Genomic DNA, 21,646 nt, shown 5'->3' with positions numbered 1-21,646 from the left:
ATGTCTGTGTCAGCGAACGACCTTCGAGATGGACTGCGTGTCCGCGTGGTGTCACGGCGCCGGCTCGCCCGTCGGGTGGACGAATTCGTCCTCGCGCCGGTCGGTGTCGCCGCGCTGCCGTCGTGGACCGCTGGATCGCACGTCGATCTGCACACACCGGCCGGCCCGGTCAGGCAGTACTCGTTGTGTTCCTCCCCTGACGACACGAGTACGTACCGGATCGCCGTCGAGCGGCGGATCGACAGCCGGGGCGGTTCGGACTCCGTGCACGACGACATCCAGGTGGGCGGCGAGGTGTGGATCAGCCCGCCGCGCAATCACTTCGCGCTGACACGTGCACTCGGTTATGTGTTCGTGGCCGGTGGTATCGGCATCACCCCCGTCCTCGCCCTCGTCGACGAGGTCCGCCGTACCGGGCGGCCGTGGCGGCTCGTCTACGTCGGACGGTCCCGGGCGGAGATGGCCTTCGTCGACGAGATCGAATCCAGGTACCCCGGACTGGTCACGATTCACGAGTCGGCCCACTCGGGCCGCCTGGATCTCGGTGGCGTCCTGGCCGGGCTCGCCCGCGGCACCGCCGTGTACACCTGCGGACCGCCGTCGATGCTGGAAGCCGTTGCGCAAGTGTGTGAGCCGCAACCGGCCGTGGATTCGTTCGCCGAGAAGTTCACGGCCACGACGACGCAGTCCGCGGCTGACGCGGAGTTCGAACTCTCCCTTGCCTTCTCGGGCGTGACGGTGACGGTGCCGCAGGATCGCACCATCCTCGACGTCCTGGACGGACGTGGGGTGGTGGCGCCGTCGTCGTGCCGCGAAGGTGTCTGCGGAACCTGTGAGACGGGGGTGGTCAGCGGCGAGGTGGACCACCGCGACTCGATCCTGTCGCCGGAGGAGCGGTCCGAGAACGAATCGATGATGATCTGCGTGTCGCGGTGTACGAGCGGTCGTCTGGTGCTCGAGCTGTGACCGTCACGGTGCTCACCGGCGCGGTGGCGGTCCTACGTGACGCGTCGATGGTCACGCGCGATCCGGTCGTGGTCGACGACGGGCGGATCGGGGCCGCGGTCGGCGGCCGGGCCGCCGCGGACGAGGTCGTCGACGTCTCGGGGTGCGTCGTCACGCCCGGTCTCGTGAACGCGCACCACCATCTGCTGCAGACCGCGTTCCGGTCGCGTCCGGAGAGCCGGTCGGTACCGATGCCGCAGTGGCTCGGCCTGATGGCGCAACGTTATTCATCGGTCGGTGTCGACCCCGAGCTCGTCGCCGCGGCAGCGGCTGCCGGGCTCGCGGAGTCCCTGCTGTGCGGTGTCACTACGGTCGCTGACCATCATCTGACCTGGCCCGGTGGTCAGGACCCGGTCGCGTTGGCCGGCGGGACCATCGATGCCGCCGCACGGGTCGGTGCGCGATTGGTCTTCGTCCGGGGCACTGCTCGCGACGACCCGCAAGCCGCAGCCGCATCGGTCGAGGACATCCACCGAACGCATCTGGGTGCGGGGGCAACCGGCACGAGCGCGGACGGGATGCTGCAGCTGGCCGTCGGCCCGTCCGGCGTGCACAGCGACGGGCCGGAGACCTTCGCGACGCTCGGCGAGGTCGCATCTCGACTCGGCCTGCGTCGTCGTACGCAGGCGAACGAGCAGGTCGATGTGCAGGTCGCCGCGGAACGATATGGGCGGCGCCCCCTCGAGTTGCTCGACGAGTGGGGTTGGCTCGCCGACGACGTCACGCTGGCGCATCTGTGCGAGATCACCGACGACGAAGTGGCTCTGGTCGCGCGATCGGGAGCGTCTGCGACCCACGCGCCCGGGTGCGACGTGCCGATGGGATGGGGCGTCGCGCGGGTTGCGGCGCTCGTGTCCGCGGGTGTGCGGGTGGGACTCGGCACCAGCGGCGGCGGGAGCAACGACGCCGGGCACCTGCTCGCCGATGCCCGCCTGGCCGTTCAGGTCTCGGGATTGATCGGCGAACCCGTCACGGCCCGAGAGGTTCTCGCGATGGCGTCCGAGGGTTCGGCGGCAGGTCTCGGCCGCAGCGAGCTGGGGCACCTCCGGCCCGGTGCCGCCGCCGACCTCTGCGTGTGGGACTGCTCGGACGTCTTCGACGCCGGGGTCACCGACCCGGTCGACGGCCTGCTGTGGGCCGGCCCGGGCCGGCGACCCCGCGACGTCATGGTCGCAGGCCGGTGGGTGGTACGCGACGGAGAACTCGTGACCGCTGATTCACGTTCGCTCGCAGCCGACCTCGGGACACTGCTCGACTGGCGGCAGCGTTCTGCTCCCTGATCCGAGTGAACCACAGAACCGCTGGTCCGTTGGGTGCAGCGACGGCCTCCCTCTGCTCCCTGAGGTGCGAGCGAAGCGAGCCACGAAGGGCTTCGCAACGTGTCTCACCAGGCCCTTCGTGGCTCGTCGCTATCGCTCCTCACTCCTCAGGGAGCAATGGGGTCGCTTCTTTCGGATCAGCAAGCAGGGGCGGGCTCGCCCGCCGTCAGGAAGTGGCCGTCGCACACGGCGGTGCGGGTGCGTCCTGGGACAGCGGCTTGTTCAGCGGCATCAGGTACAGGACGATCAGCACGACCGGGCTGGTCCCGAGATTGGTTCCCTCGTGGGTGTTCGCCTTGCCCCCGGGTTCGGCGATGATCTCGCCGGTCCGGTACACCACCGGCTTGCAGTCGGAGCCGGGGTGGGTGAGGGTGCCCTGCCGGACCAGTCCGTAGAGCGGGCCGTCGTGATAGTGCCACCCGGTGGTGCCGCCGGGGGCGATGGTGATCTCCCGAACCTCCACGTGTACGCCGTCGGGCACGAATGGTAGGAGGTCGGCCGGGATATCCGCCTTGGCCAGGCTGACCGCCGAGACTCCGGACGAAGGCGTGGAATTCGCCGTCCCCGACGACATCGCGAGCGGCGTCAGGAGAGCGGCCGCGGCGGCGAGCGTCGCGACGGCGGTGCGCAGGAGTGGTGTCATCGTCCGACCGTACGTCGGGCCGACGCACCTCATACCCGATTCGTCCGATTCTGTTGTGCGACAGTCCTGGACGATTGACCCGAACGGTCCTGAGTACAGAGCGGTGTGCATACGATGACGGGACCGGGTCGGTGATGATTCGGCACGAACTCGAGGAGCCGCCGATGTCTCGCTTGCCGAATGTCCTGGTCGTCGGCGTCGGCGTCGGCGTTGCCGTCCTGTCCATGGTGATGGGCGTGGCGGGTGTGCTCGTGCCCTCCGCGGGATCTGCGTCGGCGGACACCCTCACCGGTGTCCGATACGCCAAGGCGACGGCCGGCGCGCCATACCGGGAGACCTGGGTGTCGCCCCGCAATCTCGTGGTGTCGGTGTGGTCACGGTCGATGCAGACCCAGGTCCCGTCGCTGGTCCAGACGCCCGCGAACCGGAATCAGGCCGCACCGGTGATGTACCTGCTCAGTGGATCGTCCGGCGGCGAGGACAACGACGACTGGACGCACGCCACCGACGCCAACGCGTTCTATGCCAACAAGAACGTGTGGACCGTGACCCCGATCGGCGGTGCCGCGAGCTACTACGCCGACTGGCGCCGCGTCGACCCGGCCGCGAACTTCCGGTTCGGCGTGAAGACGTCGCGGCCCCTGCGGTGGGAGACCTTTCTGACCTCGGAGCTGCCCGCCGCCTTCGAGAACGCGCACGGGGGACGATCCGGCCCGGGACGCTCGCGCGGTGTCGCGGGGATCTCGATGGCGGGTACGGCGGTGCTGCGGATCGCCGAGAACCACCCGGGGTTCTACCGGGCGGTGGGCTCCTACTCGGGATGCGCCGACACCGCGTCGCCCACCGGGCAGTTGCTGTTGCGCAACGTGGTGTTCGTCCCCGGACTCGCCGACGCCAGCAACATGTACGGTCCGCCCGGGGACCCGCAGTGGGCAGCCCAGGATCCGGTGATCAACGCCTACAAGTTCGGGCGTCGCACCCCCGCCCTGTGGATCAGTGCGGCGACCGGATTGCCCGGTGCGCACGACAATCTGTCCGACCGGCGGATCGCCGGCAACGTGGGGGAGCTCGCCGAACAGGTCGCGGCCGGCGGATTCGCCGAAGCGACCGCACGCTCGTGCACGGTGACGATGACAAACCGCCTCGCCGCGCTGCGCATCCCGGCCGTCGTCCGGCTCCCGGCGACCGGTACGCATTCCTGGGGGTACTGGGAGGACCAGATGCATGAGTCCTGGCCGATGTTCGCCCGCGCGCTCGGGGCGTGACGCCGCGGGAGATGCACCGCGGACGGCGGTCGTCGTCGACCGCCGGACCTCGCATTTCAGCGTCCGTTCAACTCGACGCACCTACGGTCGGGGCGTGATCTCCGGGCACGGCTCCACCCGACGAGGCCCAGGGGGCGATCCGCGATGACCGTGACCCGGCGCGGCCTGTGGCTCTCGCAACTGCTGCATCCCGAGGTCTCGCATGTCGTCGCGTTCGGCCTGACCCTGAGCGGCCGGCTCGACGCCGAACGACTGCATCGCACGGCCGGTGCCGTGCTCGACCACGTCGGCTGGTACGACGTGCGTCTGAGCCCGAATCGGTCGCCGGCCGACGGTCATCCGCACCCCCTGCAACCAGCCGGTTCCGGACTGGACCCGGTGGAGTGCGTGGACCTGTCCGCGTGTGCCGACCCGGCTGCCGAGAGCGAGGCGCTGCGCAGCGTTTCCTCGACGACCCCGCAGGCGCCGATCTCGGACTGCCGTTGTTCCGCAGCGAACTGCACGTCCTCGCTCCCGACTCCCACCGGTGGATCGTGCGGGTGCATCACGTGCTCACCGACGGCGCCGGCGTCCTGCGGGTCATGGCGCACATCGCCGCTGTCTACGCGGGTACTGCGCGACCGGACGAGATGCCCCTCGCCGACGACCCCGAACTCGAGGCCGAAGAGGAGAGGTACCGCGGCTCGCGACGCCGAGGGGCCGACGAACAACACTGGGCCCGACGACTCGACGGCCTCGCGCCGTCCCTGCTGGCCGGTTCCATCCCGCATTTCACGTCGTCGATCACGCGCGTCACCGAAACCCTGAGAAGTCCGCGCACCGCATCGTCGGCCGAGTTCGTCACCGCGTTCGCGGGCCTGTGCGCCCGGCTCCTCGACGCCCCGGACGTGGGATTGAGTCTCCCGGTCGCGGCACGTACCTCGGCGGCACGTCTCCGGGCGGTGCAGCCTGTCTCGAACGTCGTGCCCCTGCGCCTCGACGGAATCGGCGACCGCGACGCCGGGCAGGCCCTCTCCGCGGTGTCGTCGGCCCTGATCGAGGCACTGCGCCATCAGCGCTACCCTCGCGAGGACATGCTGCGGAACCAGCACGGGCTCAACGGCTTCGGTGCGGTGGTCAACCTCTTGCCGGGTTTCGGGCCGCCCGCTGTCGACGGCTTGCACTGGGGACTCGAGGTGATGCGGACCGGACCGATCTCCGACGTCGCGGTGACCCTGCACCCCGCCGATCAGAACGGTCGCCGGGCGGTGACCTGGGAAGCCCCGGACGCCGTCGTCGACACCGATGCGCTGGCCACCCTCGCCCGACGTTTCGACCGATACCTCACCGCCACGCTGCGCGAACTGGACGGTGGCCCAACGGTTCCCGACGATTCGGTGTTCGTCGACGGGGAGTGGGAGCGGTTTCGGTGCCGGAGCGGACCACCGGCACCGCCTTTCACGCCGACCGTGAGCCACCTGGAGGACCACCGTTCGGCGGACCCGGCGGCCATCGCGATCATCGACGGTGAGGTGTCGGTGTCCCGACGCGAGTTCGCGCGCCGGGTCGTTCGCGGGACCCGGTTGCTCCTGGAGGCCGGGGTCGGTGCGGGCGACCGCGTGGCGGTGTCCATCGAGCGGTCGGCGGCCTCCGTTGTCGCGTTCTGGTCGGTGCTGTGTGCGGGCGGCGTATGGGTGCCGGTCGGCGATCCGTTCGCACCGGACGCGAGAACGAGGGATCTGCTCGATCGCTCCGGCGCCAAGGTCGGATTGTGCGTGCCGGGCGCCCCACACCCGGGCTCGATCCGGTGGCTCGACCTCGAGCACGACGACCCCGGCTCCCCGATCCCCGATCGGTGGCCGGGTTTGGAACGCGGGCCCGACGATGCCGCCTACCTGCTGTTCACGTCGGGTTCCACCGGAACGCCCAAAGGCGTGATCATGCCCCACCGCGGCCTGCCCGCCCTGATCGCGGAGATCCGACAGACGTACGCTCTAGCACCCGGGTCACGCATCCTGCACGCGTCGTCCCCGACCTTCGACACCGGGATCGTCGAGATGCTGTGCGGGGTGGTCGGCGGGGCGACAGTTGTCGTCGCGCCGAGGTCGGCACCCGGCGGTGATGCTCTGGCACAGCTGATCCGACGGCATCGCGTCAGTCACCTCATCGTCACGCCGTCGGTCCTCGACACCCTGCCCCTGGATCTGGCCGAGGATCTGGTGCAGGTGATCATCGGTGGCGAACCGCCGTCGCCGCGGGTGGTCGACCGCTGGTCGGGTCGCGTCCGGCTGCGGAATGCGTACGGACCCACCGAAGCCCGGTGCAGCATCAACATCTCCGCTCCGCTGCTGCCGGGCGAGGCGATCACCGTGGGCCCGCCGATGGTCGGAGTCGACGAGGCGGTCCTGGACCGCCTCGGCCGGCCACAACCTCCCGGGGCGATCGGCACGCTCCACTGTGCGGGACCGCAATTGGCCGACGGCTATCTCGACGATTCAGCGTCCACTGCGGAGGCCTTCGTGCAGAGCACGTTCTCGGCCGAGGAGGTGATGTACCGGACCGGCGACCTGGCCCAGTGGACCGAGGCCGGTGAGATCCGACTGCTCGGACGCCGCGACGGACAGATCACCCTGCGGGGCTTGCGAATCGAACTCGCTGAGATCGACGCTGCGCTCGGACGATGCACCGACGTGCGGAGTTCCGCGACGATTCTGCGCGAGTTGCCGTCGGGCCGTACCGCTCTGGTGTCATTCGTCGTGCCGCAGCGAACCGGAACGGATGTCGACGCACCCGGGCTGCGTCGCGCGGTCGCCGGTGTCCTGCCGTCGTACATGGTGCCCGCGCTCATCATCGGCATCGACGCGCTACCCCGCACCGGCAACGGCAAGCTCGACGTCGGAAAGCTGGTGGACCACCCGCTCCCCGGTCGCCGGTCGGTGCGCGGACCCGTCGGCTCGCACGAGACCCTGCTGGTTCGGGTCGTGGGCGAGGCGCTGGGCACTGATGAGGTCGATCTGTTCGCCGGCTTCCTCGAGCAGGGCGGCGACTCCCTGGCGGTCATGCGGGTCGTCGGATCGCTGATCGCGGCAGGACATTCCGAGATCGGGCCCGACGACGTGCTCACCGCGCCCGACCTGGAGACGCTGGCCGAGCGGATGGTCGAGCCGGTCCGCCCGGACGACACCGTACGGCGACCGGCCGCACCGGACGACGATCGTCCGCTCACGTCCGCAGAACGGACGGTCGAACGCGCACCGGGACACCCGCACGGGCAGCTGGTCCGCGTCGGATGGGTTCCACCCGAGACCGGGCGGCCCACCGCTCCCGAATTGCGAGAATTGCTCCGCGCGTTGGCCGATCGGCACCCCGCCCTGCGGTCGAGCTATCCGGACACCCCCGCCGGGCCGGTCCAGCGGGCGCTGGCCGGCGGCGCTGACGCAGCGGTCGATGTTGCCGTGCAGGTGGTTTCGGACCCAGACCCGAACCCGGGACGCGAGAGCCTACGCGCACACGCCGAACAGATGTCGGAGTCGCTCGATGTCCGGACCGCGCCGCCGTTCTGCGTGCGGATCCTGGCGGATGCCGACGGCGGTGTGATGGCCGCGGTCGCGGTGTTCCATCACATCGCGGTCGACGGGCACTCGCTCGGAACGCTGGCCCGGGAGGCGGACCTGCTCGCCCGCGGAGTGGATGTCCCTGCGGTGCAACCCATCTCGCCGCACGCACCACGCACTGACGACGACATGGACGGCCGGTCGTGGCACCAACTGCTCGGTGAGTCGCCCGCGGGGTCCTTCACCCTGGACGGGTTGGACCCCGTCTCCTGCGCGCAGTCCACGGCGGTTCGTCGCCGGGCTCTCGTCGACGCCGACGTCTACGCACGGTTCCGTGCCGGTGCGTCCGAGCAGGGCATGACCCCGTTCGAGGCATTCGGGAGATCGGTGTCGGAGGCGCTCGCGCGACTGACCGGACAAGACCGGGTGATGGCGGCCACCGCGGCGTCGACGCGACCGGCGGGTGCCGAGGACACCGTGGGCGACTTCGTCGTCGCTGCGGTCACACCGCTCGACGCCCGCGAGGACGTCCGCGGCTCGGTCGAGCGCACCCGTCGGTGCATCGCCGCGGCGACCGGACCGATGGAGGACGTGCTGGACGTACTGGGCCGACCGGCCGTCGACGGGCGCCTCTTCCCGGTGCCGGTGCTGCTCGGCTGGACCCCGACGATCACCCGGCCGAGCGTGGGCGGTCACCTGTACGTGTTCCCACCGCGGACCACGCGATGGATGCTGCAGATCGAGGGCTCGCCGACCGCACAGGGGGAGCTGCAGGTCCTGGTGACCGGCGCGGCCTCCGCGCTCACGGGCCCCCGGGTCGAGCAGGTGCTCGCCGAGGTCGTCGCGTGCCTGCGGGAACGGTGATTCGAGAACCTCACCGGCAGAGCAGAACACCCCGCGGGCGAGGTGCCCACGGGGTGTTCTCGATCGTGAGATGACGGATCAGGCCAGATCGAACCGATCGTTGTTCGAGACCTTCACCCACGCCTTGACGAAGTCGTTGACGAAGCGCTCCGCCGAGTCGTCCTGCGCGTAGACCTCGGAGAGTGCGCGCAGCTGCGAGTGCGAGCCGAACACGAGGTCGGCAGCCGTTGCCGTCCACTTCTTCTCGCCGGTGGCGCGGTCGGTTCCCTCGTAGACGTTCTCGTCGGAACCGCTCTTCCACTCGGTGTTCATGTCGATGATGTTGCGGAAGAAGTCCGTCGACAGGACGCCGGGCCGGTCGGTGAACACGCCGTGCTTGCTGCCACCGTAATTGGTGTCGAGCACGCGGAGACCACCGACGAGGACGGTCAGCTCCGGCGCGGTGAGGTCCAGCATGTAGGCACGGTCGAGGAGCAGCGACTCCAGCGGAGTCTTCTCGCCGTCCTTGCTGAAGTTGCGGAACCCGTCGGCGCGCGGTTCGAGGACCTCGAACGAGTCGACGTCGGTGCTCTCCTGCGAGGCGTCCGTACGGCCGGGTGTGAACGGCACGGTGACCGGGAAACCGGCTGCCTCGGCGGCCTTCTCGATCGCCGCCGCACCGCCGAGGATGATGATGTCGGCGAGCGAGACCTTCTTGCCGCCCGATGCCGAGTCGTTGAAGTCCTTCTGGACCTGCTCGAGTACCGGCAGCACCTTGGCGAGCTCGCCGGGCTCGTTGATCTCCCAGTTCTTCTGCGGCTCGAGACGGATGCGGGCGCCGTTGGCACCGCCCCGCTTGTCGGTGCTGCGGAAGCTGGCCGCCGACGCCCAGGCCGTCTTGATGAGCTGCGTCGGGGACAGCGCGTCGAGCAACGTGCCCTTGAGAGAGGTGATGTCGTCGGCGTCGATCAGTTCGTGATCGACCGCGGGAACCGGGTCCTGCCAGATCTGCGGCTCGGGAACCCACGGGCCGAGGTAACGGCTGACCGGACCCATGTCGCGGTGCAGCAGCTTGTACCACGCCTTGGCGAAGGCCTCGGCGAGCTCCTCGGGATGGTCGAGCCACCGACGGGTGATGTCGGCGTAGATGGGGGACTCGCGCAGGGCGACGTCGGTCACCAGCATGGTGGGCGCGCGACCGGGACCGCCGAACGGATCGGGGATCGTGCCTGCTCCCGCACCGTCTTTCGCGACGTACTGCCAGGCCCCCGCGGGGCTCTTGGTGAGCTCCCATTCGTAACCGTAGAGGTTCTGGAGAAATCCGTTGCCCCACTGGGTCGGGGTGGAGGTCCAGACGACCTCGAGACCACTGGTGATCGTGTCCTCGGCCTTGCCCTTGCCGTAGCCCGACTTCCAGCCCAGGCCCTGCTGTTCGATCGGGGCGCCCTCGGGCTCGGGTCCGATCAGGTCGGCGTCGCCGGCGCCGTGGGTCTTGCCGAAGCTGTGGCCGCCGATGATGAGTGCCGCGGTCTCCTCATCGTTCATCGCCATGCGACCGAAGGTCTCGCGGATGTCCTCGGCGGCGGCGATCGGGTCCGGCTTGCCTTCGGGGCCTTCGGGATTGACGTAGATGAGACCCATCGTGGTGGCGCCGAGGGGCTGGGCGAGCTCACGTTCGCCGGAGTAGCGCTTGTCGGTGCCGAGCCAGGCGTCCTCCGGGCCCCAGAACACCTCCTCGGGCTCCCAGATGTCCTCGCGGCCGAAGCCGAAGCCGGAGGTCTTGAAGCCCATGGACTCCAGTGCGACGTTGCCGGCGAACACCAGCAGGTCGGCCCAGGACAGCTTGGTGCCGTACTTCTGCTTGATGGGCCAGAGCAGACGACGGGCCTTGTCCAGGTTGGCGTTGTCCGGCCAGCTGTTCAGCGGGGCGAACCGCTGTGCACCCTGACCGCCGCCGCCGCGGCCGTCGAAGATGCGGTAGGTACCGGCGGCGTGCCAGCTCATGCGAATGAACAGGCCACCGTAGTGGCCGTAGTCGGCGGGCCACCAGTCCTGGGACGTGGTCATCAGCGAGACCAGGTCGGCCTTCAGGGCCTCGACGTCGAGCTTCTCGAATTCCGTTGCGTAGTCGAAGTCCTCGCCGAGCGGGTTGGACAGCGAGGAATGGGCGTGCAGGATCGAGAGGTCGATCTGCTCGGGCCACCAGTCCTTGTTGGTCAGCGGCGCATGCGCTTTCGGCTTCGGCGAGGGGATCGCCGGGTTCTCGCTCTCGCTGGCACTTGCGGTGTCGGCGTCGGAGTTGGGCGGGCGGCTGTCGGAGGTCACGACATTCCTTTCGAGGGGACTGACAGGCTGCGATCACGGGAGGTGATCAGGTCGGGGCCTTGCTGAGGCAATCGGGGCACAGGCCCCAGAAGATGACCTCGGCCTCGTCGATTGCGAAACCGTGGTCTTCCGAGGGGGTCAGGCATGGGGCTTCCCCGATTGCACAATCCACGTCGGCGATGACACCGCAGGCGCGGCAGACGACGTGGTGGTGATTGTCTCCGGTGCGAAACTCGTAGCGCGACACCGAACCCGAGGGTTGGATGCGGCGGATGAGCCCGCGCTCGGTCAGGGCGTGCAGCACATCGTAGACGGCCTGACGTGAGACGGTGGGCAGGGTTTCGCGTACCGCGTGATAGATGGTGTCCGTGTCGGCATGCGGGTGCTTGTCGACGGCGGCCATCACCGTCACCCGAGGCTGGGTGACACGAAGATCTGCGGCCCGGAGTTGCTGGGCATGGTCCGATGTCGATGCCACGTCCCCCACCATAGGGGCGTGACCGCCACTTCGCACGGTTTTTCTGGATCTGATCCAAATTCGTGCAGAGGTGGGTGGGGCCGACGCCAGTTGTCGTGTGTCGTTGCGTCTGGCGCCACGTTTCGCGACATCTGCAGATGCTTCCGACAGGCCGACGGCCGCCATCAGGTCGATGGCGGCCGTCGGGGTCGGTCGGTTCGGCAGATCAGCTGTCGATGCCGACCAGGTCCTTGGCGATCTCGGCGAAGCGGATCTCGACCGCGGAGACCACGCGCTGGCGGTTCTTGTGTGCCTCCTCGTAGGCGAGGGTGACCCGCAGGTCGGCCGGCTTGGTCAACTCCTTGACCGCGGCCACCGCGTCGGTGACGTTGAGATCGACGTAGCCCTCGATCGGGAGGTCTTCCGCCTCAACGGTTCCGGTGATCTCGCGGAGCTGGTGGAGCGCGTCGGCGGCACCCTCGGCACCGCTGTCGCGAGCACTGTCCTCGACTGCCTCGAGGGCGGCGTCACGGCCGGCGGCCACGGTCTTCGAGACCGCGGCACCGGCGTTGCTGACGGCGTCACCGGCTCGCGAGGCGGTCTCGGTCGCGTCGTCGACTGCTCGTCCGAACCGGCTGCGCAGGGTCTCCACGGGGTCGGGGAGCTGGCGGGCGAACTCGGCGGTGCGGTCGATCGCCCACGATGCGCCGAGCGCCGGGGCGGTCAAGGCGCGCGCGGCGAGGCCGCTCGCCCACTGCGACGGGCCGCGACGCAGGGCGGCCGGGCCGCCGAGAGCCTCTTCGGCGAGAACCGTCGTGAGCCAGTGGACGGTCGCCGTGTGGGCGTCGATGAGCTTGTCGGCCAAGCCGACGAGTGATTGGTCATCCTGACCGGTGGCCAGTGCCTTCAGGTACGTGGCGCGTGCCACGAGCCGCTGCTCCAGTGCGAGGTCGTCGAGCAGGGCCTCGTCGAGCGGTTGGGTCTGCTCGGCCAACGTCTTGGCGACGGCACCGACACGGCCGAGGACCGGCCGGACGACGTCGACGAGTCCGCCGCGGTCACGCAGGGCGGTCTCGATGGTGAGTGCGCGCTCGCGGGCGTTCTCGGCGTTCTGGGCCAGTTCCTTGCGGATCGCATCGGTACGGGCCTGGGCCTGCCGGGTCTCGGCGATCTGGATCTCGGTGTGCGTCAACGCGAGGATCGCGCGAAGTTGCTGGTGAACGGTGGTGGTGGAAACGGTCATCGGTTCTTGCTCCCCTCTTGAACGGGTTGGATCGGCTACACCCCGAGTGTTGCCACGACGAGGGCAGATGTAACACCCCGGTGCGAATCAACCAGTCGCGCCGACTCGAACACGTTGAGCCACAGCGGGTTCTACAGATTGTGAGCCGCGTCACAGCGGCCGATGCGGGCGTGCGCTATGACCGTTTGCCGAGATTTGTGTGGTATCGGGCCTGCGTCGGGCCGGCCGGACCGTACGTCGAGGTTTGGATTCGCCCTCGTCACGGGTACCTCGCGGCGATGGACCCGGAGCGGAGTGTTCGCCAGGCGGACCCCGACCTGGGATCCGGAGTGACGGTCGCGCAGATCGCCGACCACCTCGACACCGCCATCCTCGGCGACCTCACAGCCGGGTCGACGCTGGTCCGCGACATCGACGACGATTCCCGCACGATCCGTCCCGGGGACGCGTACCTGGCCATCCCGGGCCGCCGCTGGCACGGACTCGACTTCGAGCGGGACGTGGCCGCGGCCGGTGCCGTCCTGGTGATCAGCGACCGCCCGTCGTCGGTCCTGCCTTCTCTGGTCGTCGACGAACCTCGCCGCATCATGGGGCCGCTGACCTCGTGGTTTCACGGTGAACCGTCACGTGATCTGCGGATCTTCGGTGTCACCGGCACGAACGGCAAGACCAGCACGACCCACTTCGTCGATGCCGCCCTCGCGGCGACCGGGGAGGCGGGCGGGCTCATCTCCGGTGCGCGGATCCGGGGCCCCGGGTACGACGTCGTGCCCGCCCGCACGACGCCGGAGGCGCCCATGCTGCAGCGGACCCTGGCGACATTCCGACGCCACGGCGTCACCTGCTGCGCGATGGAGGTCTCCTCGCATGCGATCGATCAGGGGAGGGTCGACGGCACCGCGTTCCGCGTGATGGCGTTCACCAACTTGTCCGACGACCACCTCGACTACCACGAGTCGATGGAGGGCTACTTCGCGACCAAGGCCGCGATGTTCACACCGGAGCGGACGCAGATCGCGGTGGTCGACATCGACGACCACTGGGGTGCGCGTCTGGCGGCCGGGGCCACGACGGAGACCTGGACGTGCTCGACTCGGCGCACAAACGCCGACGTCGTCGCCACCGATATCCGGGCCGGGCGTCTCGGCGCCGAGTTCACCGTCCACACGCCACACGGGCGATCCCGGGTCGGGCTGCAGCTGCTGGGGCCTCACCAGGTCGGCAACGCTCTACTGGCGCTCACCGCCGTGGTGGCAGACGGCGTCGACCTCGCCGCTGCGGCCGAGGGCGTCTCCTCGGTGACCGGCATCGCCGGACGGTGCGAACCCGTGCATGCCGGACAGCCGTATCGCGCGATCGTGGACTACATGCACAACACGGCGGGACAACACGCGATGTTCCCCTACCTGAGGTCGTTGACGGAGGACGGTCGGCTCATCGTCGTGGTCGGGGCAACCGGTGGACGCGATCCAGGGAAACGAGAACCACTGGGACAGGTCGCGGCGCGTTACGCGGACGTCGTGATCGTCACCGACGAGAGCCCCGAGGACGAGGACCCCGGCGAGATCAGGGCCAGTGTGCTGCGCGGCGCGCACCGGGAGGCGTCGGCGGTCGTCATCGAGGAACCCGACCGGCGGCGCGCATTCTCGACGGCCACGTCCATAGCCGGTGACCGCGACGTGGTCGTGGTCACCGGCCGGGGCAGCGACACCTTCCGCAGGTACGGGCCCGAGACGTCGTTCTTCGACGATCACACCCAGTTACGGCGCGCGATCCTCGACACGTCGAGCTGAACGGGCGATCACTTCTTTCCGGACAGAACGGCGTCGCGGGCCGCGGCGGCCGCGTGGAGCTCGCGCTGATACAGGATGCCGTAGGTGAAACCGTTCTCTCCCTTGCGGATTCCCGCGGCGGCGCCCAGTTCCCGCAGGGCGCGGGCGGCAACGGCGGCATCCTGGTGTTCCCCCAGGACGGTCTGGATCTTCTTGTAGCGCTTGGCCTGCGCACGACCGATCGACCCGACGACGGGCGTGGCCAGCTCACCGGCGTAACGGGCGCGCTTGGCCGCCTTGCGCGCCCGATGCAGATCCTCCTCGTGCCCGGAGGCGAGGGCTTGCTTCAACCGCTTGTCCGCCTTGCGCGCCGCGCGGGTGGCGATCTGACGGACCTGCTTCTTCGAGATCTGGTCATCGACGAGCGGGACTGCCTCGTTCCAGGTCGTGAGGGTCGACAGCAGCCGGCGATACCGGTCCGATGTCATCTCGGCGGCGACGTTCTCGCGATGGTGGTGCTGCTGAGCGGAGAGTTCCTCCTCGATCCGCGCCGCAACCGGTCCGAGCACGAGCTCGTCGGGCAGTTCGGCGAGGGCGGTGGCGAATCGTGCGCGCAGGACCTCCCGGTCGCGCACCTCGCCGAGAACCCCTGCGAACCACCGCAGTTCGTCGTCGAGTCTCACGAGGCCGCTCGGCTCGAACAGCGGTGCCGCGGTCCGCAGCGTGCTCCGGAGACGGCGGATGGCGACGCGAACGCCGTGCACCGGGTTCTCACCGCGACGCAGCGCGACATCGCCGGCGAAGATGGTCGCGATCTGCTCGTGGACGTAGTCCAGTGCGGCGGCAGCGGCCGGCGACGCCGATCCGGCTCGGTGCGGTGCTTCGTGACCGATGGCGCGCTCGTACGTCGACGACGCCGACGCCGGACGCGCGCCGGCCCCGACCATCCGTTTGCGTACCCCTTTGGGCACCGCATCCGACGACGCGGAGCGCACCGCGACCTCGCGCCAGGACGTGGCGGTGGCGACCGGGCCGGTGGCGGTGGCGGAGACGGTGTCGTCGATCACCTGGTAGTCGGTCTCACCGTTCGCGTCGAGATGGCGGTGGCGGGTTCGGTGCGTGTGCACGATCGCCGCGACGCGAAGCGGTTTGCCGCCGCTCAGCCCCCATAGGGCATCGGCAATCGTCGGCGGGACGGCCGTCGAGGGGGCATCGATTCGTTCGGTGATGGCCTCAGCGGGGAAGGGGGTGACGACCCGCCAGCCGGCCGGACGCTCGTCCCCGTCGACGTAGACGACCGTGGTGCCGTGCGCGAGGAGGTCCCGGTCCTCGGTGTCGTAGTACGTGTCGCTGAAATCCGTCGACGAGATCTCGACGTCGCCGGGGTCTCCGAGGTCGGGGATGGCGCTGCCCAGACCGAAATCCCAGGTGTCTGCGCGGGTGGTGTCGGTGTGCACTACTCGCTCCTCACTCTCGCTGTGTCGCTGACACACCGAGGGTGTCCGAACCGGACATCCGGTAAACGTCAGGAGGGGTCACGATCGGCCTACGAGCGGTGGTAGACGCCGTCCTCCGAACGCGTGACCTGGCCGTGGCGTAGGAGCCGTTCGAGGTGGAGTTCGGCTGTCCGTTTCTCCACCGCGTCGACGAAGGGCAGCTGGACATGCGGGCGATACACCAGCCGCTCGGTGGCGATCCCCTCGACCGTGAGTGGGCGGCGCAGCAACTCCAGCAGGCGTTCCTCGCGTCGATGGATGACGGCCTCGTAGTCGGCGAGACGTGATCGGAATTCGTCGGCGCCGGTGACCACGCCCTTCTGATGGAAGGTGCCGTACCAGCGGGCATCGATGTCGCGTACTCGCGCAATCGACGCGAGATAGTCGTCTACGCTGCTCCCCAGGTCGCCGTACATCGGTCCGAACGAGGTGAGGTCGATGTCGGCGAGATAGAGAAAGCCCGTGGGTTCGACGAGGATGCCGGAATGCCCGGCGGTGTGCCCGGGCAGGTGGACGACCGTCGCGGTGACCCCGCCGAGGTCGAAGGTGTGTCCGTCCTCGACCCCGGCGGCCTCGGGGAAGCCGGACGTCAACCGGAAGGTGTCGCCGATCTGGGCGTCGACGCCGGCCCTCTCCTCGTCGGTCAATCCGTAGTTGTCGAGAAGGACCTGCAGGGATCGCACGCCGTCGACGTCGGCGTGATGGGCGAACTTGTCCGCGGAGAAGTACCGGAGGCCGGCGATGTGGTCCTCGTGTGCGTGACTGATCATCACCGCGTCGGGCTGCACCGGGTCGTGGTCGACCTCGAGGGAGGGGTCGATCACCAGGGTCCCGGCGGAGCCGCGGACCACGACCGTGTTGCCGTAGGGAAACGCACCGCCATGTGACGACGCGAGCACGGTCACCTCGTCATAGCGGTTCTCGATGAAACTCGGTGCGCGGGTCACGTCGCCTGCGTACCCCGGCGGCGGAACGCTGTCAACGGCGGGGGTCGTCGACGGAGTCCCCCGGCGAGCCCGCCACCGCGCGGAGCCACAGCGGGAGTATCAGCCACGCGAGGGAGAACACCACGAGCGTGACGACTCCGGCGATTGCCGACGGGACCGGCCCGGCGGTCGCGCCGAAGACAACCGTGACCGCGCCGGACAGGGCCAGTCCCAAGAGGGTCAGACCGGCGAAGGAGAGATAGTGGGCGGCGGTGACGATCAGCCCGAGCTGGTGCTGACGGAACAGCGCCCGGTGCAGGGCCACGGGTGCGGCGAGCAGGATTGCTGCACCGACCGCGCACGACACGGTGATCAGGTAGATCACGCGTAACGCGCCGCCGAGTTCCTCGAAACCGTCGTGGAACGGCAGGGTGAGCAGGAACCCGGTCAGGATCTGTACTCCCGTCTGGACGACGCGGAGCTCCTGGAGGAGCGAATTCCAATTGCGGTCCAGGCGTTGGGTTTCCGTTTCGTCGCGTTGGGCGCGATTCCACTCGGCGTCGTCGGCGCCGGGTTCGGTGCGGCCGGTGTCCGGCGGACTGGTCACCTGTTCATCGTCGCACCGATTGATCTCGTCGAGCCGTGCGGTGGAGTCTCGAAGCGGTCACTGGTCGTCGTGTGCGTGCCCCGTGGGAACAGTGCGCCCTGGCGCATGACGCGGTATCGGAGGACCATCGGTCACATGGCCACAGCGATGGATGAGTTCACGATGTCCCGGCTGGGTTCACTGCGCTGGGCGGACATGCGGCGACGGGTGCGCGCGCTGGTCGACGGAGAAGTCGTCGTCGACTCCGCGAGGGCCATCCAGGTGTGGGAGCCCTACCGGGTGGTCGGATGCTACGCGGTGCCCGTCTCCGATGTCGTTGCGCCGCTGACCGATGCACAGTCAGTCGACGCCGCCGACGACCACGGGCCGATCCTCACACCGGTCGATCCCTTCGACGTGCACACGACGCCCGGTACGACCTGCGACCTCGTGGCAGGCGAACGGACTCTGGCCGGCGCCGCGTTCCGTCCGGACGATGCCGATCTCGCCGGCCACGTCCTGCTGGACTGGGCGGCCTTCGACGAGTGGCGCGAAGAGGAGCAGACGGCGATCGGTCATCCGCACGATCCGTTTCAGCGCATCGACTGCCTCGACACCCGCAGACATGTGATGGTGACGGTGGGAGGTTCGGTCCTGGCGGACAGCCGACGCCCGACCCTGCTGCTCGAAACCCATCTGCCGCCCCGACACTATCTGCCGCGGGAGGACGTCCGGATGGATCTACTCGTGCCGTCGGACACCGTCACGGTGTGCGCATACAAGGGCGAGGCGACGTACTGGTCGGCCGTCGTCGGCGACGAGGTCATCCCCGACGTGGCATGGACCTACACCGATCCGCTGACCGATGCCGAGCCCGTCCGGGACCTCATCTGCTTCTACGACGAGCGGGTAGGCCTGAGCGTCGAGACCTGACGGGGTCCTCGAACTAGACCGGCGTCAGCGCAGCGAATACCTGATCGGCAGGTGCTTGAGACCGCCGACGAACACCGTCGCGGCCAGCTCTGGCGTCCCGGCCAGTTCGATGGAGTCGAGCCGCGGGATCAGTTCGGCGAAGAAGCTCCGCATCTCCATCCGGGCCAGAGCGGCGCCGAGACAGAAGTGGACGCCGTAGCCGAACGACAGATGCTTGTTGGGGAACCGGCCGATGTCGAAGGTGAACGGGTCGTCGAAGACCTCCTCGTCCCGATTGCCCGAAGTGTAGGCGAGATAGACGGATTCGCCCTTGGCGATGGGCACACCTCGCACCGAGGTGTCCTCGGCAGCGGTGCGCATGAACTCCTTGACCGGTGTGGTCCACCGGATCATCTCCTCGACCGCGGTCCCCACGAGTTCGGGCTCGCGCCGAAGTCGTTCGAGTTCACCGGGGTTCTCGATGAACGCCCGCAGGCCGCCGGAGATGGCGTCCTTGGTGGTGTCGTGCCCGGCGCTGGCCACGATCACGTAGTACGACGCGGTGTCGACGTCGGACAGGGGCTCGCCGTCGATGAGGCCGTTGGCGATGGCGGACGCCAGGTCGTCCGTGGGGTGCGCGCGGCGTGATGCGGTGAGTTCGCTGAAGTAGGCGAAGAAGTCCAGCAGTGTCGCCATCCGCTCCTCGAGCGTTGCTCCGCGCCGGTATTCGACGTCGTCGGCGCCGAACAACTCCTGCGTGAGCTGATGCATCCGCGGGAAGTCCTCCTCGGGGAGGCCCAGCAGCGACAGGATCACATACAGCGGGAAGCCGACCGCGATCTCCTCGACGAAGTCGCACTCGGGTCCGATGTCGCGCATCCTGTCGACGTAGCGCTTCGCGAGCTCATCGACGCGGGTCTGTAGGTCGCGCAGGGCTTTCGGACGAAACCAGTCGGCGCCGATGGCGCGGACCTTGCGGTGGTGCGGGTCGTCCATGTGGATCAGGGTGCGCAGTCCGGCACCGGACTCCAGCTGAGCACGTGCCACATCGTCGGCGGCGGCGGTGGTCAACACCGGACGCGGTTCGCTCAGCCACAGGTTGTTGTCGCGCTCGATGTCCATGATGTCGGCGTGCTTGGTGATCGCGAAGAACGGCCGGTAGGGGCCGTGGTCGACACGCGGTACCGGATTGTGTGCCCGCAGGTGGGCCATCGCGGCGTGCAGTCGCGGCTCGTCGGCGTAGGCCTTGGCGTCGGCGAAGACGTTGGCGGCGTCGTCGGTCATGCTCGTGTCCACGCTGCTTGTCGGCACCGTTGTCCTTCCGTCGAGGGTCGATCGCTGTCGAGTGTCCGGTATCGGCGGGTTTCAGACCGGCGTATTGGGGAACCCGGTCGCCCATCCGAGATGAGGCAGGCACCGAATGGCCGGCATGAGCACCCCTTCCGAATCAGGCGAGGACGCGGCTGCGACGGCTCGATGCGACGGCTCGACGACGGCCGACGCCACCGGTGACTATCTGCCGATCGCCGACCACGGTGTCATCGGGGACCTGCGTACCGCGGCCGTCGTGGGAGTCGACGGGCGGATCGACTGGTTCTGTTGTCCGCGGTTCGACTCGCCGAGTGTGTTCGGTTCGTTGCTCGACGCCCGCCGCGGCGGTGCCTGGACCGTGGAACCCATCGACGGAGAGGTCACCACGCGGCAGTTCTACCTCCCCGACTCCAACGTGCTCGTCACCCGCTTCCTGAGCGAGGACGGCGTCGCCGAGGTCCAGGACCTCATGCCGATCGCGCGCCCGCACGATCCCGACCATCGCACGCGGATCATCCGTCGGGTCTCCTGCGTGCGCGGCTCCGTGGAGTTCCGCGTGACGGTTGCGCCGCGGTTCGATTACGGGCGCCAGGCGCACACCGTCGTCGTCGAGGACGAACGCCGACTCCGTTTCGAGACCGACGATCTGGAGTTGCATCTCGCGTCGACGGTCGATGTCGACACCGTCGACGACCGGGATGCACAGGCCCACTTCACCGTCGAGACCGGTCAGTGCGTGACGTTCGTCCTCGCCCCCGACCCTATCGGGTCGGAAGTGCTCGACCACGACAGTTCTCCCGCGGTCGTCGCCGCGACGGTCGCATTCTGGCAGGACTGGGTCTCGCGCTCCTCCTACACGGGCCGATGGCGGGAGATGGTGCACCGGTCTGCGCTCACGCTCAAACTGCTCACGCACGAACCGTCGGGGGCGGTGGTGTCCGCGGTGACCGCCGCGCTTCCCGAAGAGATCGGCGGCGAACGGAACTGGGATTACCGCTACGTGTGGATCCGCGATGCCGCCTTCACGCTCTACGCGCTACTGCGGCTGGGTTTCACCGACGAGGCGGGCGCGTTCATGGACTGGCTGACCTGCCGGTTCGACGATGGCGCCGATGAAGCGGGGGATCTGGGGCCGCTGCGGTTGATGTACACCGTCGACGGGGATCCGCCGCCGAAGGAGACCGAACTCGACCACTGGGAGGGTTACCGGCAGACCTCGCCGGTGTTGGTCGGAAACGCCGCCGCCGACCAGCTCCAGCTGGACATCTACGGCGAGCTCATCGACTCGGTGTACCTGTACAACAAGTACGGACCGGGGATCTCCTACGGGTCCTGGACGCATCTGTGCACGGTGGCGGGATGGCTCGTCGACAACTGGGATCGTCCGGACCAGAGCATCTGGGAGGTGCGGAGCAAGCCGCAGGACTACGTCTACTCGCGAGTGATGTCGTGGGTGGCCCTCGAGCGGATGATCCGGATGAGTCGGCAGCGCGGTCTACCGGGCGACGTCGCGGGTTGGATGAAGGCCCGCGACGACATCTTCCTGCAGATCATGGAGCGGGGCTGGAACGACGACGTGGGGGCCTTCGTCCAGACGCTCGACTCCGATCGGCTCGACGCCGCGCTGTTGCTCATCCCCGCCGTGAAGTTGCTGTCGCCCACCGATGATCGGTTCCTCCGCACGCTCGAGCGGATCGAGGAAGAACTGGTGAGCGACTCCCTGGTGTTCCGGTACGACACCGACGGCGGGCACGACGGGCTCGACGGTGCCGAGGGGACGTTCTCCCTGTGCTCGTTCTGGTATGTCGAAGCACTCACCCGGGTCGGCCGCCTGGCCGACGCCCGGCTGGCGCTGGAGAAGATGTTCACCCACGCCAATCACCTCGGCCTCTATGCCGAGCAGGTCGGACTCACCGGCGAACAACTCGGCAACATGCCGCAGGCGTTCACCCACCTCGCACTCATCAGCGCGGCCATCAATCTCGATCGACGGCTTGGCGATTGAACCGA

The 21,646-nt window shown here is 68.8% G+C and carries 15 protein-coding genes; 7 read left to right on the top strand and 8 right to left on the bottom strand.

Features of this window, described 5'->3' with window-relative positions:
• Positions 1–966 (top strand): PDR/VanB family oxidoreductase, encoded by a 966-nt coding sequence (locus FFS52_RS17135; protein WP_137810395.1) that lies wholly within the window; start codon positions 1–3, stop codon positions 964–966.
• On the top strand, positions 963–2,285 hold the full coding sequence (locus FFS52_RS17130; RefSeq protein WP_137810394.1) for an amidohydrolase family protein: 1,323 nt from the start codon (positions 963–965) through the stop codon (positions 2,283–2,285). The genes FFS52_RS17135 and FFS52_RS17130 overlap by 4 nt, the downstream gene beginning before the upstream one ends.
• Positions 2,286–2,490: 205 nt before the next feature.
• Here the strand turns inward: FFS52_RS17130 and FFS52_RS17125 are convergent, their stop codons facing one another.
• The gene (locus FFS52_RS17125; RefSeq protein ID WP_137810393.1) at positions 2,491–2,967 is read right to left on the bottom strand and encodes a cupin domain-containing protein; all 477 of its coding nucleotides are present in this window, start codon (positions 2,965–2,967) and stop codon (positions 2,491–2,493) included.
• A 164-nt stretch (positions 2,968–3,131) separates the two neighbouring features.
• Here FFS52_RS17125 and FFS52_RS17120 point away from each other — a divergent pair, with 164 nt between their 5' ends.
• Positions 3,132–4,232 (top strand): alpha/beta hydrolase family protein, encoded by a 1,101-nt coding sequence (locus tag FFS52_RS17120; protein WP_137810392.1) that lies wholly within the window; start codon positions 3,132–3,134, stop codon positions 4,230–4,232.
• Positions 4,233–4,633: 401 nt separating this feature from the next.
• A complete protein-coding gene (locus FFS52_RS17115; protein ID WP_343213009.1) occupies positions 4,634–8,629 on the top strand; it encodes an AMP-binding protein in 3,996 nt (1,331 codons plus the stop codon).
• Between the two features lie 78 nt (positions 8,630–8,707).
• On the opposite strand, the gene katG is transcribed toward FFS52_RS17115, so the two are convergent.
• The 3 genes from katG to FFS52_RS17100 all read right to left on the bottom strand — a co-directional run bounded on the left by katG (position 8,708) and on the right by FFS52_RS17100 (position 12,633).
• Positions 8,708–10,933, bottom strand: coding sequence for a catalase/peroxidase HPI (gene katG / locus FFS52_RS17110; RefSeq protein WP_137810391.1), 2,226 nt, complete (start codon positions 10,931–10,933; stop codon positions 8,708–8,710).
• 46 nt (positions 10,934–10,979) lie between these two features.
• Positions 10,980–11,423 (bottom strand): Fur family transcriptional regulator, encoded by a 444-nt coding sequence (locus tag FFS52_RS17105; RefSeq protein ID WP_065631428.1) that lies wholly within the window; start codon positions 11,421–11,423, stop codon positions 10,980–10,982.
• Positions 11,424–11,616: 193 nt separating this feature from the next.
• Positions 11,617–12,633: a ferritin-like domain-containing protein gene (locus FFS52_RS17100; RefSeq protein ID WP_137810390.1), complete on the bottom strand. Its 1,017-nt coding sequence runs from the start codon at positions 12,631–12,633 to the stop codon at positions 11,617–11,619.
• Positions 12,634–12,962: 329 nt separating this feature from the next.
• On the opposite strand from FFS52_RS17100, the gene FFS52_RS17095 reads away from it, so the two are divergent.
• The gene (locus FFS52_RS17095; protein WP_238994947.1) at positions 12,963–14,426 is read left to right on the top strand and encodes a UDP-N-acetylmuramoyl-L-alanyl-D-glutamate--2,6-diaminopimelate ligase; all 1,464 of its coding nucleotides are present in this window, start codon (positions 12,963–12,965) and stop codon (positions 14,424–14,426) included.
• A gap of 8 nt (positions 14,427–14,434) precedes the next feature.
• On the opposite strand, the gene FFS52_RS17090 is transcribed toward FFS52_RS17095, so the two are convergent.
• The 3 genes from FFS52_RS17090 to FFS52_RS17080 all read right to left on the bottom strand — a co-directional run bounded on the left by FFS52_RS17090 (position 14,435) and on the right by FFS52_RS17080 (position 17,434).
• A complete protein-coding gene (locus FFS52_RS17090; RefSeq protein ID WP_238994946.1) occupies positions 14,435–15,862 on the bottom strand; it encodes a CHAD domain-containing protein in 1,428 nt (475 codons plus the stop codon).
• An 89-nt stretch (positions 15,863–15,951) separates the two neighbouring features.
• Positions 15,952–16,848 carry an MBL fold metallo-hydrolase gene (locus FFS52_RS17085; protein ID WP_137810388.1) on the bottom strand — a complete coding sequence of 299 codons (897 nt, stop codon included), beginning with the start codon at positions 16,846–16,848 and terminating at the stop codon, positions 15,952–15,954.
• A gap of 31 nt (positions 16,849–16,879) precedes the next feature.
• Positions 16,880–17,434, bottom strand: coding sequence for a DUF6328 family protein (locus tag FFS52_RS17080; protein ID WP_137810387.1), 555 nt, complete (start codon positions 17,432–17,434; stop codon positions 16,880–16,882).
• Between the two features lie 135 nt (positions 17,435–17,569).
• Here FFS52_RS17080 and FFS52_RS17075 point away from each other — a divergent pair, with 135 nt between their 5' ends.
• A complete protein-coding gene (locus FFS52_RS17075; RefSeq protein ID WP_137810386.1) occupies positions 17,570–18,346 on the top strand; it encodes a DUF427 domain-containing protein in 777 nt (258 codons plus the stop codon).
• A 24-nt stretch (positions 18,347–18,370) separates the two neighbouring features.
• Here FFS52_RS17075 and FFS52_RS17070 read toward each other — a convergent pair whose 3' ends face one another.
• Complete coding sequence (locus FFS52_RS17070) at positions 18,371–19,609, bottom strand: cytochrome P450 (RefSeq protein ID WP_137810385.1); 1,239 nt, start codon at positions 19,607–19,609, stop codon at positions 18,371–18,373.
• Between the two features lie 136 nt (positions 19,610–19,745).
• Here FFS52_RS17070 and FFS52_RS17065 point away from each other — a divergent pair, with 136 nt between their 5' ends.
• A complete protein-coding gene (locus FFS52_RS17065; RefSeq protein WP_137810384.1) occupies positions 19,746–21,641 on the top strand; it encodes a glycoside hydrolase family 15 protein in 1,896 nt (631 codons plus the stop codon).
• Positions 21,642–21,646: the final 5 nt, after the last annotated feature.

The organism is Gordonia sp. ALPHA1B1, from assembly GCF_005502615.1.
In the GTDB taxonomy this organism is placed as follows: Bacteria; Actinomycetota; Actinomycetes; order Mycobacteriales; family Mycobacteriaceae; genus Gordonia; species Gordonia hongkongensis.
The sequence above is the reverse complement of the archived record's forward strand: the minus strand, read 5'-3'. Positions and strand labels throughout refer to the sequence as shown.